Source organism: Modicisalibacter sp. MOD 31.J (assembly GCF_020147985.1).
Classification (GTDB): domain Bacteria; phylum Pseudomonadota; class Gammaproteobacteria; order Pseudomonadales; family Halomonadaceae; genus Modicisalibacter; species Modicisalibacter coralii.
Genome location: NZ_JAGXFF010000003.1, coordinates 408,803 through 425,666, shown reverse-complemented (window position 1 = coordinate 425,666; position 16,864 = coordinate 408,803). Strand labels below are relative to the sequence as shown.

14 protein-coding genes are annotated in these 16,864 nt (G+C 67.5%); 9 read left to right on the top strand and 5 right to left on the bottom strand.

Annotation, left to right across the window (positions count from 1 at the left end):
- Nucleotides 1–48 precede the first annotated feature (48 nt).
- The 5 genes from KGR00_RS12585 (at nucleotide 49) to KGR00_RS12565 (ending at nucleotide 6,561) form a co-directional block, all read left to right on the top strand.
- Nucleotides 49–1,374, top strand: a complete 1,326-nt coding sequence (locus KGR00_RS12585) for an FAD-binding oxidoreductase (protein WP_224418416.1) — start codon at nucleotides 49–51, stop codon at nucleotides 1,372–1,374.
- A gap of 72 nt (nucleotides 1,375–1,446) precedes the next feature.
- On the top strand, nucleotides 1,447–2,574 hold the full coding sequence (gene argE, locus KGR00_RS12580) for an acetylornithine deacetylase (protein ID WP_224424439.1): 1,128 nt from the start codon (nucleotides 1,447–1,449) through the stop codon (nucleotides 2,572–2,574).
- 548 nt (nucleotides 2,575–3,122) lie between these two features.
- Nucleotides 3,123–3,608: an Lrp/AsnC family transcriptional regulator gene (locus KGR00_RS12575; protein ID WP_224418417.1), complete on the top strand. Its 486-nt coding sequence runs from the start codon at nucleotides 3,123–3,125 to the stop codon at nucleotides 3,606–3,608.
- A gap of 204 nt (nucleotides 3,609–3,812) precedes the next feature.
- Complete coding sequence (locus KGR00_RS12570) at nucleotides 3,813–5,240, top strand: aldehyde dehydrogenase family protein (protein ID WP_224418418.1); 1,428 nt, start codon at nucleotides 3,813–3,815, stop codon at nucleotides 5,238–5,240.
- A gap of 118 nt (nucleotides 5,241–5,358) precedes the next feature.
- Nucleotides 5,359–6,561, top strand: a complete 1,203-nt coding sequence (locus KGR00_RS12565) for an MFS transporter (protein WP_224418419.1) — start codon at nucleotides 5,359–5,361, stop codon at nucleotides 6,559–6,561.
- A 22-nt stretch (nucleotides 6,562–6,583) separates the two neighbouring features.
- Here KGR00_RS12565 and KGR00_RS12560 read toward each other — a convergent pair whose 3' ends face one another.
- Nucleotides 6,584–7,792, bottom strand: a complete 1,209-nt coding sequence (locus KGR00_RS12560; RefSeq protein ID WP_224418420.1) for an MFS transporter — start codon at nucleotides 7,790–7,792, stop codon at nucleotides 6,584–6,586.
- A gap of 260 nt (nucleotides 7,793–8,052) precedes the next feature.
- Here KGR00_RS12560 and KGR00_RS12555 point away from each other — a divergent pair, with 260 nt between their 5' ends.
- The 3 genes from KGR00_RS12555 (at nucleotide 8,053) to KGR00_RS12545 (ending at nucleotide 11,394) form a co-directional block, all read left to right on the top strand.
- Nucleotides 8,053–8,622: a histidine phosphatase family protein gene (locus KGR00_RS12555; protein ID WP_224418421.1), complete on the top strand. Its 570-nt coding sequence runs from the start codon at nucleotides 8,053–8,055 to the stop codon at nucleotides 8,620–8,622.
- 122 nt (nucleotides 8,623–8,744) lie between these two features.
- On the top strand, nucleotides 8,745–9,170 hold the full coding sequence (locus KGR00_RS12550; protein ID WP_224418422.1) for a hypothetical protein: 426 nt from the start codon (nucleotides 8,745–8,747) through the stop codon (nucleotides 9,168–9,170).
- A 94-nt stretch (nucleotides 9,171–9,264) separates the two neighbouring features.
- Nucleotides 9,265–11,394, top strand: a complete 2,130-nt coding sequence (locus KGR00_RS12545; protein WP_224418423.1) for a TonB-dependent siderophore receptor — start codon at nucleotides 9,265–9,267, stop codon at nucleotides 11,392–11,394.
- A gap of 189 nt (nucleotides 11,395–11,583) precedes the next feature.
- Here KGR00_RS12545 and KGR00_RS12540 read toward each other — a convergent pair whose 3' ends face one another.
- The 4 genes from KGR00_RS12540 to KGR00_RS12525 form a co-directional block, all read right to left on the bottom strand.
- Entirely contained in the window at nucleotides 11,584–13,146 is a 1,563-nt protein-coding gene (locus tag KGR00_RS12540) for a DHA2 family efflux MFS transporter permease subunit (RefSeq protein ID WP_224418424.1), read from the bottom strand.
- Complete coding sequence (locus KGR00_RS12535; protein WP_224418425.1) at nucleotides 13,139–14,239, bottom strand: HlyD family secretion protein; 1,101 nt, start codon at nucleotides 14,237–14,239, stop codon at nucleotides 13,139–13,141. Before KGR00_RS12535 ends, KGR00_RS12540 begins: the two co-directional genes overlap by 8 nt.
- Complete coding sequence (locus KGR00_RS12530) at nucleotides 14,236–14,703, bottom strand: MarR family transcriptional regulator (protein ID WP_224418426.1); 468 nt, start codon at nucleotides 14,701–14,703, stop codon at nucleotides 14,236–14,238. Before KGR00_RS12530 ends, KGR00_RS12535 begins: the two co-directional genes overlap by 4 nt.
- An 83-nt stretch (nucleotides 14,704–14,786) precedes the next feature.
- The gene (locus KGR00_RS12525; protein WP_224418427.1) at nucleotides 14,787–15,242 is read right to left on the bottom strand and encodes an Lrp/AsnC family transcriptional regulator; all 456 of its coding nucleotides are present in this window, start codon (nucleotides 15,240–15,242) and stop codon (nucleotides 14,787–14,789) included.
- A gap of 131 nt (nucleotides 15,243–15,373) precedes the next feature.
- Here KGR00_RS12525 and KGR00_RS12520 point away from each other — a divergent pair, with 131 nt between their 5' ends.
- Nucleotides 15,374–16,816 carry an aminotransferase class V-fold PLP-dependent enzyme gene (locus KGR00_RS12520; protein ID WP_224418428.1) on the top strand — a complete coding sequence of 481 codons (1,443 nt, stop codon included), beginning with the start codon at nucleotides 15,374–15,376 and terminating at the stop codon, nucleotides 16,814–16,816.
- Nucleotides 16,817–16,864: the final 48 nt, after the last annotated feature.

The following is a 16,864-nucleotide window of genomic DNA, read 5'->3' as shown; positions in this document are numbered from 1 at the left end:
GCATGGGCGGGCGCCGACCTATTCCTTAGCTATTGAGAAGGACGCCTCATGCCAGCCCCATTGATGACAATCCCTTCGTCTCCCGCCTTGCCCGCCGAAGCCGATGCCGTGGTCATCGGGGGCGGTGTCATCGGTACCTGTACCGCCCACTTCCTGGCCCGGCGCGGCCTCAAGGTGGCGCTCATCGAAAAGGGGCGCATCGCCGGTGAACAGTCCAGCCGCAACTGGGGCTGGTGCCGGCAGCAAAACCGCGATGCCCGAGAGCTGGACATGGCCACCCGGAGCCTCGACCTCTGGGAGACGATCGCCCGGGACCTGGATGTCGATCTGGGCTTTCGCCGCTGCGGGCTTCTGTATCTGTCCGACGACGAGGCCGAGCTGGAGGGCTGGGCGTCCTGGGGTCGCTTTGCCCGCGGCGAAGGCATCGACACGCGCATGTTGAATGCCGCGGAAGCTGCTCAGCGAGGCACCGCAACCGGCAAGCCCTGGAAGGGCGGGGTCTGGTCGCCGACGGACGGCACTGCCGATACCGCGCGCGCGGTACCGCTGATCGCCGCCGGCCTGGCCGCGCAGGGCAGCAGCGTGCACCAGTTCTGCGCGGCGCGGGGCGTCGAGACGGCCGGTGGCCGCGTGACGGGTGTCGTCACCGAACTCGGCACCATCCGCACCTCGCGGGTCGTCATGGCCGGGGGCGTGTGGGCCTCGACCTTCGTCAAGCAACTGGGTATCGGTTTCCCGCAGACCGCGGCCCGCTCATCGCTGCTCTCGGTGCTGCCGCCCGATTCACGCCTGCCGGCGGCGTTGCACACCAGCCGGGTGACCGCGACCCGGCGCGCGGATGGCGCCTACACCCTGGCGGTATCCGGCCTGGCCAAGCTAGATCCGACCCCCCAGGGGCTGCGCTACGCCCGGCAGTTCCTGCCGCTGTTCGCCCGCCGCTGGCAACTGCTGTCGCTGGGCGACCTGCGCGGCTGGCTGGCCGGGCACGAGGGCCGTCAGTCATGGCGACTCGACCGGCCGACGCCGATGGAGCGCAACCGTGTCCTAGACCCGCTGCCCGACGCGGCGGTCATCGACACCACCCTGCATCGGGCCCGTCAGTTGCTGCCGGCGCTCGGAACCTCGCCGGTCCAGGCGAGCTGGGGCGGCTATATCGACTCGACGCCCGATGGCGTGCCGGTCATCGATGGCACGGTGGGGCCGGAGGGCTTCATGCTGGCATCGGGCTTTTCGGGCCACGGCTTCGGCATCGGCCCCGGGGCCGGCCAGCTGATCGCCGAACTGGTCTGCGGCGATCCGCCCTCGCTGCCCCACGCGCAATACGCGCTGTCGCGGCTGACCCGCAATGCGCGTGGCAAGGTGGCGGACTTCTAGGTTCCGCACGAAACGTCAGCGAGCAAAGGCCAGAGCGATACGTGATAGCGCGATCCATTCGACGAGGACACGATGATGACGACCGTAGAGATTCTGGCGCGCCTGGTCTCCTTCAAGGCGGTGGCCGGAAAGCCGAACGGCCCGATCGCTGAATGGGCGGCAGAGCAACTGCAACAGGCCGGGGCGACGGTCACGAAGGTACCCGGCCCCGATGCGGGCCGCTGGAACGTGTTTGCCAGTTTCGGCCCCTGCGACACGCCCGGCATCGTGCTCTCGGGGCATCTGGACGTGGTGCCCGCCTGGGAACCGACGTGGACCAGCGACCCCTTCACGCTCATCGAGCGGGACGGCAGGCTGTACGGTCGAGGCACCGCGGACATGCAGGGTTATATTGCCTGCGTGCTGGGGCTGGCACCCAGACTGGCAGCACTGGCGAAGACGCGGCCGATTCATGTCGCGCTCTCCTGCGACGAAGAGCTGGGCTGTCGCGGGGTACCGACCCTGCTGGCGCGACTCCCCGAGCTCTGTGCGCTGCCCTCGGGCGCCGTCATCGGCGAGCCGACCAACCTGACCCCGGTGCGCGGTCACAAGGGCAAGGCGGCCTATCGGCTGGAAGTGACGGGCCAGCCGGGCCACTCCTCACGCCCCGAGTTGGGGCTGAACGCGATCCATGCGCTCTCGGACGTACTGACACAGGTCGTCCAGCAAGCCAGGGCCCTGGAGAACGGCCCCAGGGCGGCGGACTTCGCACCGCCCTATTCGACGATGCAAGCCGGTGTCATCGCCGGCGGTCAGGCGCTCAATGTCATCCCCGACCTCGCCAGCCTGCAGGTCGAGGCGCGGGCCATTCCGGGCGTCGAGCCGCAGGCGCTTCTCACACCGATCCTCGACGCACTCGACAGGCTGCAGGCGCAGGGCTTCGGCACCCATCACGAGCCACTTTCCAGCTATCCCGCCTTGCGCATCGACCGGCAAGACCCGCTGGTCGCGCTCGTCGAGGCCAGCTGTGGCCAGGCGTCCGTCGACGCCGTGAGCTTCGGCACCGAAGCCGGTCTTTTCCAACAGGCCGGCATCCCCGCCATCGTCTGCGGTCCCGGCGACATTGCCCGCGCCCACAAGCCCGACGAATATATCACCCGCGACGAACTGGCACGCTGCAGTGCCTTCTTGGAGAGGCTTCTCACCGCCTCGGCGAACTGAAGCCCTGTCGCCGGGTAGGTGAGCGACTCCCGGTTGCGGTGCATGGCGATACGCCGCTGCCTCGGGAAAGGGCACACCGGCGCCTTTAGCGCTCATGTCCAAACCCGCTGACGATGGGCGCCGGAGGGGTAGGGCAAAGCGAGGGGCCTTTGCCATGGCCGGAAAATGTTCCTTTCCATTCCGGCATTCCCGCCATCCATGGCGGTCAGATAGCAAAGGTAGCGCTCAGGGAGCGGGGCCACAGCGCCCTCGTAACGGTCCGACGCTTCGGGCCCTGCCCCTGGATAGGCCCACGTCGTCTAGCGGCTGCGGAAGACGTTCTCAGCGTTGACCGACCGTCAGTGCAGCGTTGCTGGGCGTGGCTATCCATTCAGGTATCTGGACAACCACCCTATGGCACAATAAATGCAGGATGGCCGCGTTCCCCTTATGTAAAGATAGGCTGTCGGTTACGCCTTCTCATGCGCCCGCAGCGCGACATGGCAGGAAGTGCCACCGATACCGTCATCTGCCGGGTAGCGTGGCCGAGGGCCGACAAGGATAAGCACATGCTGAAACTGGATCGAACCGACATTCGGATTCTGCACGAGTTGCAGCAGCACGGCCGCATCACCAATTCCAAACTGGCCGACATCGTCCATCTGTCGCCCAGCCCCTGCCTGATGCGCGTCAAGAAACTCCAGGAAGCCGGCTACATCACCGGTTATTCCGCCACCATCGACGTCGCCAAGCTGGGCCCGACGATCACCGTGTTCACCGAAATCACGCTCAAGAGTCACCGCCAGAACGATTTCGACCGCTTTCAGCGCTATCTGGCGGAAGTGGAATCCTGCATCGAATGTCACCTCATGTCGGGCGGCTACGATTATCTGTTGAAGTTCGTGTGCAGCGACGTCAGCGCTTATCAATCGATCATGGAAGACCTGAGCGACAGCGATGTCGGTATCGACAAGTACTTCAGCTTCGTGGTCATGAAGTCCCCCTTCGTCAAACAGTACCTGCCGCTGCACCAGCTTTTTCCCCTCCAGAACTAGCCATTGTCTGAACAGTACTGCGCTCGTCGACTGTTCAGACAGCACCTGACCGGCACAACGACAACGCCGTGCCGTCGCCGGCCGTCGATACGGCCGAATGTGCTTTTTGCCCCCGGGTTTAACGCTGCATCGTTGTCGCCGAAGGCGTTATCGTCGATCGCAGGTCGTTTGCGTTCAAAGCCTCGTGCCATTCGGAGACACAACATGCCTACCCAGGCTGGTCAGGACTTCTATATCGACGGCGCATGGCAGCGTGCCGATACCGCCCAGCGGCTCCCGGTGTTCGACCCCGCTCGGGAGACGCCGATCGATGACGTCGCCGCCGGGGGTCGCCACGACGTCGATGCCGCCGTCGCCGCCGCGCGCAAGGCGTTCGCGTCCTGGTCGCAGGTCTCGGTCGACGCGCGAATTGCCCTGCTGGAGCGCATCGCCGAGGGCATCGAGGCGCGCGGCGAGCAATTCATCGAGGCGATGATTGCCGAAATGGGCACGAGCCGGCGTTTCGCCCGCGCGGCCCAGTTGCCCTTCGGGCTCGCCCACGTGCGGGTGCAGGCCGAGATACTGCGCGATTATCGCTTTCGGATCATGCAGGACTCCACGGCCATCTGCCGGGAACCCATCGGGGTCTGCGGCCTGATAACCCCCTGGAACTGGCCGCTCTATCAGATCACCGCCAAGGTCGCGCCGGCGCTGGCCGCCGGCTGTACCCTGGTGCTCAAGCCCAGCGAGCTTTCCCCGCTGAGCGCCCGGCTCTTTGCCCAGGTCCTGCATGACGCGGGAGTCCCTCCGGGAGTCTTCAACATGGTGACGGGAACCGGCGAGACGGTGGGCGGCGCGCTGGCGGCCCACCCCGACATCGACATGATCTCCATCACCGGCTCGACGCGCGCCGGCGTGGAGGTCGCCAGAGCCGCCGCCCCGACGGTCAAGCGCGTGGTGCAGGAACTCGGCGGCAAATCGCCCAACGTCTTTCTCGACGACGCCGATTTCGCCAACGGCGTGGCCAAGGGAGTCATGGCCGGGTTTCGCAACTGCGGTCAGTCCTGCAGCGCCCCGACCCGAATGATCGTGCCGCGTGCGCGGCTGGAGGAGGTCGAGGCCCTGGCGCTGGCGGCAGTGGCGGAGATCGTCGTCGGCGATCCCCGCCATGAGGCCACCGTGCTCGGCCCGATCGCCAACGGCGCCCAATACGCCCGGGTCCAGGAACTGATCCAGGCCGGTATCGACGAAGGTGCGCGACTGCTGTGCGGCGGCCCGGGCCGGCCGGAGGGGCTGAGCACCGGCTACTTTGCCCGACCCACGATCTTCTCGGACGTCACCATGGACATGCGTATCGCCAAGGAGGAGATCTTCGGCCCGGTACTGTCGATCCTGACCTACGAGACCGAGGAAGAGGCGATCCGCATCGCCAACGACACGCGCTATGGTCTGGGCGCGCACGTACAGTCCGCCAATCAGGAAAGCGCCCGACGCGTGGCCCGGCAAATCCGCGCCGGCCAGGTTCATATCAACTACCCCGCCTGGGATGGCAAGGCGGCCTTCGGGGGGTACGGGCAGTCGGGCAACGGACGGGAATTCGGCGTTTTCGGCCTCGAGGAGTATCTCGAGGTCAAGTCGATTCTCGGCTATTGATCGCCACCGGCCAGACCGGGGGTCGCTCGTGCCACGACACCGGGTTTGCACCCCGCCGCGTCTCTTGCCATCTTGAGAGGCCTTGTCGCTTCGCCGGGGAGGTCTTGCACGACGCCACATGAACTACAGGGACGTGATCCGGCAGTACCCGGCGGTACTGGCGTTCGGCTTCATCGCGATCTTCTCGGGCAACCTGGGCCAGACGTTTCTGGTCGGCTATCTCCAGCCGGCGATTTCCGCGGCCTTCTCGCTGAGCAGCGCCACGTTCGGCATCCTCTATTCGTCGCTCACGCTGGCCTCGGGATTTCTGATCTTCTTCATCGGCCCCATGCTCGACTGGATACCGCCGCGCCGCTTCGGGCTCTTCGTGGTGCTGGGCATGAGCCTGGGCATCCTGCTGCTGACCCTGTCGCCATGGCTGTGGCTGGCGATACCGGGGCTGGGGCTGATCCGCTTCTGCGGTCAGGGGCTGTTCACCCACCTCGGCACCACCACCGTCGCCAAGCAGGTCAGCGAGGCACGCGGCAGCGCACTGGCCCTGGTCACGCTGGCCATGCCCATCGGCGAGGCTGTGCTGCCGTCGATTACCACCGCCGCCCTGCAGGTCGTCGAGTGGCGGCAATACCTCTGGGCGTTGCTGGGCGTTCTGATCATTGTATGGCTGCCGCTGCTGCTCCGGGCACCCGACGGCGGCACGCCACCCGCCGCGCGATCGCCCGAGCGGCCGGGAGCATCCGCGAACCCGGTTCAGCCCCTGAAGGACGGCCGGTTCTGGCGGCTGAGCCTGATGATGATGTCGATCGCCATCGTCAACACCGGGATCTTCGTCTTCCAGGCCGACCTGACCGCCGAGTTCGCCACCACGCCCGCCGTGTTCGCGCTGGGCTTCGCCCTGGCCGCCTCGGGGCGGGTGATCGGCTCGCTCGTCGCCGGGCGGCTCGTCGACCGGCTCGGGGCCTCGCTGATGGGGCGCCTCTACCTGCTGCCGCTCGTCGCCGGGCTGGTCGTCGCCATCGTCCTCGAGAACGGCTACGGCATCCTCGCCTACATGCTGCTCTCCGGGCTGGTCACCGGCATGCAGGAACCCATCGTCACCAGCCTGCTCATCCAGCTCTGGGGCAGCGACAACCTGGCCCGACTGCGCTCGGTCTTCACCGCCGGCATGGTGTTTTCCTCGGGGCTGGCGCCGGCCTTCTTCGGCGTGCTGCTGGATGCGGGCGTCGCCTTCGTCACCATCCTCGCGCTGATGGCGGCCATGGTCGCCGCCGGCTGGCTGCTGGCCCTGAAGCCGCTGCAGGAGGCCGCCCGCCGGCCGGCATGAGAGCCGCTCCCGGCGAGCGGCCTCAGGATCGGCAGGGGGTGGGTGTCCGGCGGCGCTCCACCCACAGCCCCACGGCGAAGATCACCAGCCCCGCGGCGGCCAGGGCGGCACCGACCAGCCCGGTCGACGACCAGGGGAAGCCCAGCTTGACGGTCACCCCGGCGAGCCAGGCACCCAGCGCGTTGGCACCGTTGAAGGCGGCGTGGTTGAGCGAGGCGGCCATGGTCTGGGCGTCCTCGGCGACGTCCATCAGCCGGGTCTGCAGGGTCGGCCCCAGCGCCATGCTGGTACCCACCAGGCCGACGAACAGCAGGCCCCAGGCCACGCTGTTGGCGGCCACGTAGAACAGCCCCTGGACGACCAGGCACCAGACCAGGATGCCGGGGATCGCCCGCATCAGGTTCTTGTCGGCGGCCCGCGCCCCGACCAGGTTGCCGAGGATGGTGCCAAGGCCGAACACCACCAGCACCAGCGGCCCCCAGGCCTCGGCCATGCCGGCCTGGCGGGTGAGGGTGGGCATCACGTAGCTGAATACCGCGAACATGCCGCCGAAACCGATGCTGGCGATGCCCAATGTGAACAGCACGCGCTGCTTGACCAGGGCGCCCAGCTCGCGCTTCGGGCTGGCATGCGGGTCGGCGGGCTGCGCCGGCACCCACAGCCGGATCAGCAGCGCGGTGACCAGGGCGATCGCCCCCACGCCGGAGAAGGCGATCTGCCAGCCCAGCAGATTGCCGGCCCAGGTGGCGAGCGGCGCGCCGACCAGAATCGCCGTGGTCAGCCCCAGCATCACCCGGCTCACCGCGCGGGCGCGCTCGTCGATGGGCACCGCCGCCGCGGCGACCAGGGCGGCGACACCGAAGTAGGCGCCATGCGGCAGCCCGGCGAGAAAGCGCAGCAGCACGAAGCTGCCGAAGCCGGGGGCGAAGGCACTGGCGATGTTGCCGAGCGCGAAGACCAGCATCAGGCCGATCAGCAGCAGACGCCGGGGCAAGCGCGCGGCCAGCGAGGAGATCACCGGCGCCCCCACCACCACGCCCAGCGCATAGCTGCTGATGGCGTAGCCGACGTCGGGCACCGCGACCTGAAGATCGTCGGCCACCCGGCTCATCAGCCCCATGATCACGAATTCGCCGGTGCCGATACCGAAGCCGCCCAGGGCCAGGGCGAACTCGGCCAGACGCGGATGGGCCACGCCTGGGTTGTCTGTCGCACGCTCGACAGCCGTCATAGGTACCTCCCTGTACGGGGTAGCGAACAAACGGGACCGGTGTCACCCGACGCGAGTACCGGCAGACCACGACGAACGACGCCGCGCGGCCGGTGAACAGCGCGGTCGTCGCCGTCAGTAAAGCGCGCCATTCTTGCAGAATTGCGACTTAAGTATAAGACCGGGAACGCCTATCGATGAGATCGCCCTTGACGATGCGGGCGCATCGCGCGTTACCGAGCTGATAGCATCAGGGGATTGCCAAGGATTGGAGAACGCCCATGAACGCCTTGATCCGCCGTCCCTTCGTCTTCCTGCGCCACGGTCAGAGCGTCAGCAACGCCGCCCGGGAGATGGCCGGCAGCCGCGACGTGGCACTGACCGCCCGCGGCGAGGCCGAGGCCCGTGCCGCAAGCGCCCTGCTCGGCGAGGTGGCCTGGCCGCTGGTCGCCGCCAGCCCGCTGCAACGCGCCCGGCGCACCGCGGAACTGGCCGTGGGGCGCGCGCCCGACCGCCTCGTCGAGGGGCTGATGGAGCGCGACTGGGGCGAGCTGCAGGGGCGGCCGATCCCCGCGCGGCTCGACCAGCTCGGCACGCCCGAGGGCGGCGAGCCCTGGCGGGACTTCGTCGCGCGCATCGTCGCCGCGCTCAACGGCCTGCTCGAACAGGTCGACATCCCGCTGGTGGTGGGCCATGCCGGGCTGCCGCGGGCGATCCGCTATCTGGCCACCGGCCGGCCCGAGGGGCCGCGCACCGCCAACGCCACGCCGTTGTGGATCGCCCCTGCCGCCGGCGACCAGTGGGAGATCCGCGACTTCACCGCCGCCGATCGCGCTCGGCTCGGAGGCTAGCAAAACACGCGGACAACCTATCTCTTCTCCCCGGGTCGGCAGCGCCTCCAGGCCCCTCGCGTTGACTAAAATACGAATAAAAATGATAATAATTCTATTAACAGACTAGAAAACTATTGCCAATGCTTGCCTGCCGCGGCCACCCCGCCTCTTTTCTGCGCGACTGGCGCCGATCGTTTCCCCATCTGATCCTCTACGCCTGCCTGCTGTCGGGACTCTTGCTTCTCGCGGGTGTGGCCAACGCCGCAGCCAAATACGACACCGACGCCCATACGCGCGCCGATGCACCCGCCGCGACCCACTATCCGCTGCAGATGACCGATCTCGCCAGGCGCGTGGTGACCCTCGACCACGCGCCGCAGCTTATCTTCCTCGACGCCCCCCGGCATCTGCTGGCACTGGCAGCCCTGCTGCCCGACCCGGTGAGGCGACTGAGCGGCTGGCACGGCTCGCTCGCCGACTTCGACCCCGAAGCGCAGGCGCGCTCCACCAACGCCTTCCCCGCCCTGGCCCGACTGCCGGTGGCGACAGCATCGCCGCCGGCATGAACCCGGGCAGCGAGAACGTACTCAATCCACGACGATCATCAACGACAACGTATCGGCACCGAACGCCGCTCGGCGCCATCAGGGAACATGACACATGACTGCACTACCCTTTGCCCCTAGGCGCGCCCTGCAGCGCTGGCAGCCACTCGCCGCCATGCTGGCCCTGTTGCCATTCTCATCGGCACACGCCGAAGACACCAATGAGGTCGCGCTCGACCCGGTGGTGGTCAGCGCCCGCGCAACGGGTGACATCAGCGAAGGCTATCGCCCCGGCACCTCGGACCTCATCACCGGCCACCGCACCGATTTTCTCGCCCAGGCGCGTACCGTCGACGCGCTCACCTCGCAGTTGCTCGCGGACATGGGCGCCGAATCTCTGACCGATGCCATGGCGTTCGTCGCCGGCATCACCCAGGGCAATACCATGGGCGGCACCGAAGCAAGCTTCATCAAGCGCGGGTTCGGCAGCAACAGGGACGGCTCGATCCTGCGCGACGGCATCCGCCAGCCGCGCAATACCTTTCCCCTGTTCACCACCGAGCGCATCGAAGTGCTCAAGGGGCCGAGCTCGTTTCGCTACGGCATCCAGGAGCCCGGCGGGGTGGTCAACATCATCAGCAAGAAGCCGCAATACGCGTGGCAGCGCACCATCAGCGGCAAGGGCACCTCTTTCGGCGGCGGCGATGCCAGCATCGACGTCACCGGTCCGCTGGGCGACAGCGGCGCGGCGTTTCGCATCATCGTCGGCCAGCAGGATGAGGATTACTGGCGCGACTTCGGCAACAATCGCCAGACCGTGGTGGCGCCCTCGCTGAGCTGGGAGGACGAGGACACCCGGCTGTGGTTCGCCTATGAGTATCGCGATTACGACCTGACCCTGGACCGCGGCACCGCCTTCGTCGACGGCGATCCCGTCGACGTGCCTCGCAAGCGCCGATTCGACGAGGACTGGTCGCGGGTCACCGGCCACGATCAGTCGTTCACCGCACGCTGGGAGCAGGATCTGAGCAGCGCCTGGACCAGCCGCCTGAGCTACGGCTGGAACCGACGTCAATACGACGATGGCCAACTCCGGGTGCTGAGCGTTGACGAGAATGGCACTGCCAGGCGGCGCGCCGATGCCAATCACGGCTTCGAGCGCCGGGTGATCTATACCGCCGCCGAGTTGCTCGGCGATGTCGAACTGGCCGGCGTTCGCCACGAGATGACCGTCGGCATCGATCACGAGCGCCGCCGCGACTACCTGGCCGACCGTTATCGCGGCGCCACCGACACTATCTCGATCTATCATCCGCATCACGGCGATCTGACGCTGGACGGCGCCACCTATCTCGACGATAGCAGCAACCGCCTCCACGAAATCAACACCACCGGCATCTACCTCGACGACAACCTCCATCTGGGCGAACGCTGGATTCTCGGTCTGGGCGGGCGTTTTCAGCATACCGAACTGTATGGCGGCCGGAGCCGCCCGTTCGTGGTCGAGACCGACACCCAGAACAACATCTTCCTGCCCCACACCAGCCTGCTCTACAGGCTGACGCCACAGACCTCGCTCTACGCCAGCTATAGCGAATCGTTCGTGCCCAACGAACCCGATGCCGAATCCGGCCGACGCTTCGACCCGGAGGAGGGTCGTGGATGGGAAACGGGGATCAAGCGTCGTTTCCTAGCCGATCGCTTGCAGGCTTCGCTGGCCTACTTCGAGATCACCAAGGAGAACGTCGTCGTCAGCGACAATGACGTCTCGCGGGCCATCGGCAAGAGCCGTTCGAAAGGGATCGAGCTCTCCGCCCAGGGAGAACTGAGCGACCGGCTATCGATTCTCGCCAACTACGCCTATACCGATGCCGAGGTACTCGAGGACGCTGACGGTGGCACGGCCGGCAACGAGCTGCCCAACGTGGCTCGACACACCGCTTCGCTGCTGCTGGCACGAGAGTTGGGGCTCGATCCCGCCTACGGTCGCTGGCGAGTCGGCGCCGGGGTGCGCTACGTCGGCAGTCGCGAGGGCGACAGCGACAACAGCTTCAGCCTCGACGACTACACCGTCGCCGACGCCTTTATCGCCTGGGACAACGGCTGGCTGAGCGATAACACCCATCTGCAGTTGAACGTGAAGAACCTGTTCGATACCACTTACTACCCCTCCAGCATCGGCGACACCCGGGTGGCGGTCGGCGAACCGCTGGAGGTCACGCTGCAGGCCAGCGTGACGTTCTAGTGCGTTGCCGAGTCCACGGCGGACAAGCGAACGGCCCCGCTGACCTCGAGCCAGCGGGGCCGTACCATGACTGCTTTCGTGACGCGCGGCTCGACCATCTCGGCACGCCCGAGGGCGACACCGGCTGGACGCTGCGCAATCTCGAACCGGCGGATATCGTCCGGCTACCGCGACGCACCCCGGCCTGACTCACGCCCGGCGCCGTTCGAACATCAACCACGCCGGCAGCAACGCCACCAGGAACACCAGCGCCACCGCCAGGAAACTCTCGCGAAAGCCCATCATCTGGCTCTGCAGCGCGATCACCTGATCGAGATAGCCGCTGGCCGCGGCCTGGCGGGCCGGTTCGGCCACCCCACCGCCGGCCAGCAGCGAGTTGGCGGCATCGAGAAAGGCGCCGGTGGTGCTGTTGCGGCCGTCCTGGGTCGCCGTGAAGGCCTGGGCATAGAGCTGGCTGCGGTGGGTAAGCAGGATCGACAATAGATTGACGCCGAACGCCCCGCCCAGTTGGCGAACGAAGTTGATCGCCCCGCTGCCCTGGCCGAGCAGCTTCCGCGGCAGCGCCGACAGCGCCCCGGCATTGAGACTGGGCAGCACCAGGCCCAGACCGATGCGCCCCACCATGATCCAGATGGCGAACGTCCAGAAGCCGGTATCGGTGTCCGCGTCGGTCATCAGATAGCAGGACAGCGCGAACACCGCCAGGCCGACACTGATGATCATCGGCGGCGGGGCCCTGTCGGTAATGCGCCCGGCGATCGGGAAGACCACCGCCAGGATGAGCCCCGCCGGCATCAGCAACAGCCCCGAGCGGGTCGGCGTATAGCCCTGGATGGTCTGCACGAACAGCGGGATCAGGTAGGTCGAGCCATAGATGCCGGCCCCGAAGATGAACGCCACCAGTGCCGCCCCCGAGAATACCCGGCGCGAGAACAGCGTCAGGTTGAGCAACGGCGTCGCCGTCCACAGCTCCCAGGCGATGAAGGCGACACAAGACAGCGCGGCGAGGCAGAAGTCACCGAGAATGGCATCCGACAGCCAGCCGTCACGCTGGCCGTTGGACAGCCCATCGAGCAGTGTCACCAGAAACAGCGTGAGCAGGCCGAAGCCCGGCCAGTCGAAGCGCGAGGCCGGGCCTTCGCCCTCGCGCCCGGGCAGGAACAGCATGGCCAGAAAGGGCCCCAGCAGGCTGAACGGTAGGGCGATGAAGAACACATAGCGCCAGCTGAAGCTGTCGACCATGATCCCGCCCAGGGTCGGGCCCAGTGCCGGCGCCAGCACCACGCCGATGCCGTAGATGCCCATCGCAGAGCCGCGCCGCTCCGGCGGGAAGACCTGGAAGATGACCTGCATCGCCAGCGGCTGGAGAATCCCCGCGGCGCAGCCCTGGAGAATCCGTCCGCCGATCAGCAGCGTCTCGCTGGTGGCCAGCCCACCCATCACCGAGGCGGCGCTGAACACGCCCATGGCGATCAGGTAGGTGATGCGCTGGCCCACCGCCTCGACCAGCCAGGCGTTGAGCAGCATGGTCCCGGTCATCGCCGCCAGGAAGCCGGTGGAGAGCAGTTGCGCCTTGTCCTGGCCCATGCCGAAGGCGCCCATGATATCGGGCAGGGCGACATTGATGATGGTCGCGGTGAGCACCGTCGAGATGGTGCCCATCATCGCCGTCACCGTCGCCAGATAACGGTAGGCGGACCCGTAGCGCGCGAACAGGCCTTCGATGCTGTCGGCGCGGATGGCGTCAGCCACCGCTGGTGGTCTCCAGCTCGACCATCATGCCCGGCTTGAGCAGGCCGTCGGTCTGCTCGACGGCGATGCGCACCGGCAGGCGCTGGGTGATCTTGGTGAAGTTGCCGCTGGGGTTGGGACTGGGCAGCAGCGCGAACTCGCTGGTCGCCGCCTGGCCGACCCGCTCCACGGTGCCCTCGAAATGCCGGTCGGGCAGGGCGTCGACATGCACGTCGACCGACTTGCCGGGCGTGAAGTGGCGAAAGTCGGTTTCCTTGACGTTGGCCTCGACGCGCACCGCCCGCGGATCATGAACCATCACCAGCCGCTGGCCGGCGGTGACGTACTCGCCGTCGTCGATGAAGACCCGGTCGATGACGCCGTCGAAGGGCATGCTCAGGGTACGGTCGTGCAGGTCCAGGCGCGCCTGCTCGCGTTGCGCGCGCAGTTGCTTGGCCTGGGCCTCGAGTCCCGCCAGCTGCTTGTGCAGCACACCGAGCTGCCCGCGGTCGGCGCGCGCCTCGGTGAGTTCGGCCTTGGCATTGTGGAGCTGGGCTTCGGCGCTGCCCACGGCCTCCCTGGCGGTGGCCAGTACGGTGCGAGTCTTGTCGAGTCGCGACCGATTGATCGCCCCCTGATCGGCCAGCTTGGCGATCCGCCGATTGTCGAGACGCGCCAGATCGCGCTCGGCCTCGGCCGAGCTCAATGCCGCGCGGGCGACATCGATCGCCGCCTGCCTGGCCTCGATGGCGCTGCGGGTCTGTCGATCGACCATGGCGAGGCGCGCCCGGGTCTCCTCGCGGCTGTCCTCGAGCGCCTCGATCCTGGCGTCGAGTTCGTCGAGGCGCAGGCGGTTCCGGCGGTCATCGATGGTCACCAGCACCCGCCCCCGGGCCGCCACGTCGCCCTCGATCACCTCGACCCCGGTCACCCAGCCGGGCACCCGGCTGCTGAGCACGATCATGTCGGCGGCGACGCGGGCATCGATGACATTGACGTGGGTGAACTGCCGATACACCCAACTACCCCCCACGGCGACCGCCACCACGACCACGCCCAGAACTACCGCCAGCCGCCAGCGGCGTGGACGCGCCTCGCGCGAATCGTCGCTCACGTCGCCTGCTCCGGCGCATCCGGATTACCGCCGAGCCGACCGGCGATCCGCGCCAGCACGTCCAGGCACAGCGCCAGCTCACTCTCGTCGACGGAGCCCAGGATCTCGGCGCGCACGCTGGTTACCACCGTCTGGATACGTTCGAGGATGGGCGTCGCCCGGGCCGTCAGGTGAACCACCTTGACCCGCCGGTCGCCAACCACCGCTCGCCGCTCGATCAGCCCCTCGCTCTCCAGGCTGTCCAGCGAGCGCACCAGGGTCGGGCCCTGGACGTTGACCGCCGCGGCCAGGGCTTTCTGGGTCAGCGGCTCGCTGGCCTGCGACAACTGCCAGAGGATGCGCCAGCGCGACTCGGTCAGCCCATAGGGCGCCAGGCGGCGATCGATCTCGGCGCGCCACAGCCGGGCGACCTGGCCCAGTTGCGCGCCGAAGCGATCGCGCGGGGAAACGGAATGATCGGCCATCGTGTTCTCGAGCAACAAAATAGATAGCTAACTATCATAATACCTGAACGCGATATCGCCAACCCGCCCGCACCACGCTCGTGTCACACCGGCAGCGGGCGGCTCTCGGCCAGCGCCTCCATGGCGAAATAGGAGGTCACAGTGTCGATCTCGAAGCCGTCGATCAGGCGCTGATAGATCCGATCGAAGGCGGCGATGTCGCGGGCCACGATCTTGAGCATGTAGTCGTAATCGCCGCCGATACGGTAGAAGTCGATCACCTCGGGGATGCCCAGCACGTGCTCGCGGAAGGCCGCCAGCCAGGCGCGTGAATGGCTGCGGGTGCGGATCATCGAGAACACCACCAGCCCGAAGCCGAGCGCCTGACGGCTCAGCACCAGCCGCCGCGCCTCGATCACGCCGGCCTCTTCGAGCTGTTTGACCCGCCGCCAGCAGGCGTTCTGGGAGAGATTGACGCGCTCGGCCAGCTCGCGCTGGGCGCAGCCGGGGTGCTGCTGCAGCTCGCGCAGGATGGCGAGGTTGAAATGATCCAATTTCACGCCGCTCATGGGGTCAAATCACTCAATTTCTGGATCAATACCGGATCATAACGAGAAATCTACCCGTCCGAGACGGGATATCATAGCCTCGTTCGTTGCGCTTGCACGTCCTCCTCTGTGACGAGGCCTCCATGACCACACTCGCCGACTTCCAACACGTTCTCTCCGGCTCCGACCTGCTGGCGCGCCTGCGCCAGGGCCTGATCGGCGACGATATGCCGATCACCACGCCCTTCGGTCAGCGCCGCCTGCTCTACGCCGATTATGTCGCCTCCGGGCGCGCGCTGCGCCAGGTCGAGCGCTTCGTCAGTGAAGAGGTGCTGCCGTTCTATGCCAACTCGCACACCGAGGCGTCGCACTGCGGGCAGACCATGACCCGGCTGCGCCAGGAGGCACGGGCGCTGATCGCGCGGGAGCTCAACGCCGAGGATTGCCATGTGGTGTTCAGCGGCAGTGGCGCCACCGCCGGTATCAACCGGATCGTGGCACTGCTCGATATTGCCGCCGGGGTGCGCCGCGGCGAGCGCATCCGCGTGCTGATCGGCCCCTACGAGCACCACTCCAACCTGCTCGCCTGGCGCGAGAGTGGCGCCGAGGTGGTCGAGATCCCCGAAGGCGAGGCCGGCGGGCCGGACCCGGCGGCGCTGGAACGGGCGCTGGTAGCGGCCGCCGGCAGTGACCTGATCGTCGGCGCCTTCTCGGCCGCCTCCAACGTCACCGGCATCATCAGCGACGTCGACGACATCACCCGCCGGCTCAAGCGCCACGGAGCCCTGGCGATATGGGATTACGCCGGTGCCGGCCCCTATCTGGCGATGGACATGGCGCCCGCGCCGGACTGCCGCAAGGATGCCATCGTCTTCTCGCCGCACAAGTTCGTCGGCGGCCCCGGCGCCTCCGGGGTCATGGTGGTGCGCGACAGCGTGGCGCGGCGGCACACGCCTTCGCTGCCCGGCGGCGGCACGGTCAGCTTCGTTTCGCCCTGGGCGCACCGCTACAGCGCCAACCTGGCGGCGCGCGAGGAGGGCGGCACACCGAACGTGATCGGTGACATCCGCGCCGCGCTGGCGCTGATGGTCAAGGCAGCGATCGGGCTGCCCGAGATCGCTCAGCGCGATGCCGAGCTGCGCCGCCGCGCCCTCGCCCACTGGGCCGACGAACCGCGACTGGAACTACTGGGGCGCCAGGACGTGGCGGCGCTGCCGATCTTCTCCTTCCGCGTACACGACGCCGACGGCGGCCTGATCCACCATCAGCTGTTCACCCGCATGCTCTCGGATCTCTATGGCATCCAGGCCCGCGGTGGCTGCGCCTGCGCCGGGCCCTACGCCCATCGCCTGCTGGGGATCGACGCCCCCGCCTCGGCGGCACTGATCGAACGTCTCGACCAGGGGCACGAACTGGAAAAGCCCGGCTGGGTACGGCTGAGCCTGCATCTGCTCCACAGCGAAGAGCAGGTGGCGCGCCTTCTCGATGGCGTGCTCACCCTGGCCCGGGAAGCGCCGACCTTGGCCCCCCACTACCGCGCCGACCCGGCCACCGCGCGCTTTCGGGTCGAGACCGCCGAGGGATGACAGCCGCGCCGAGGCGGGTAAGATGATTCTCTTGGCTGGTCTTGCCGC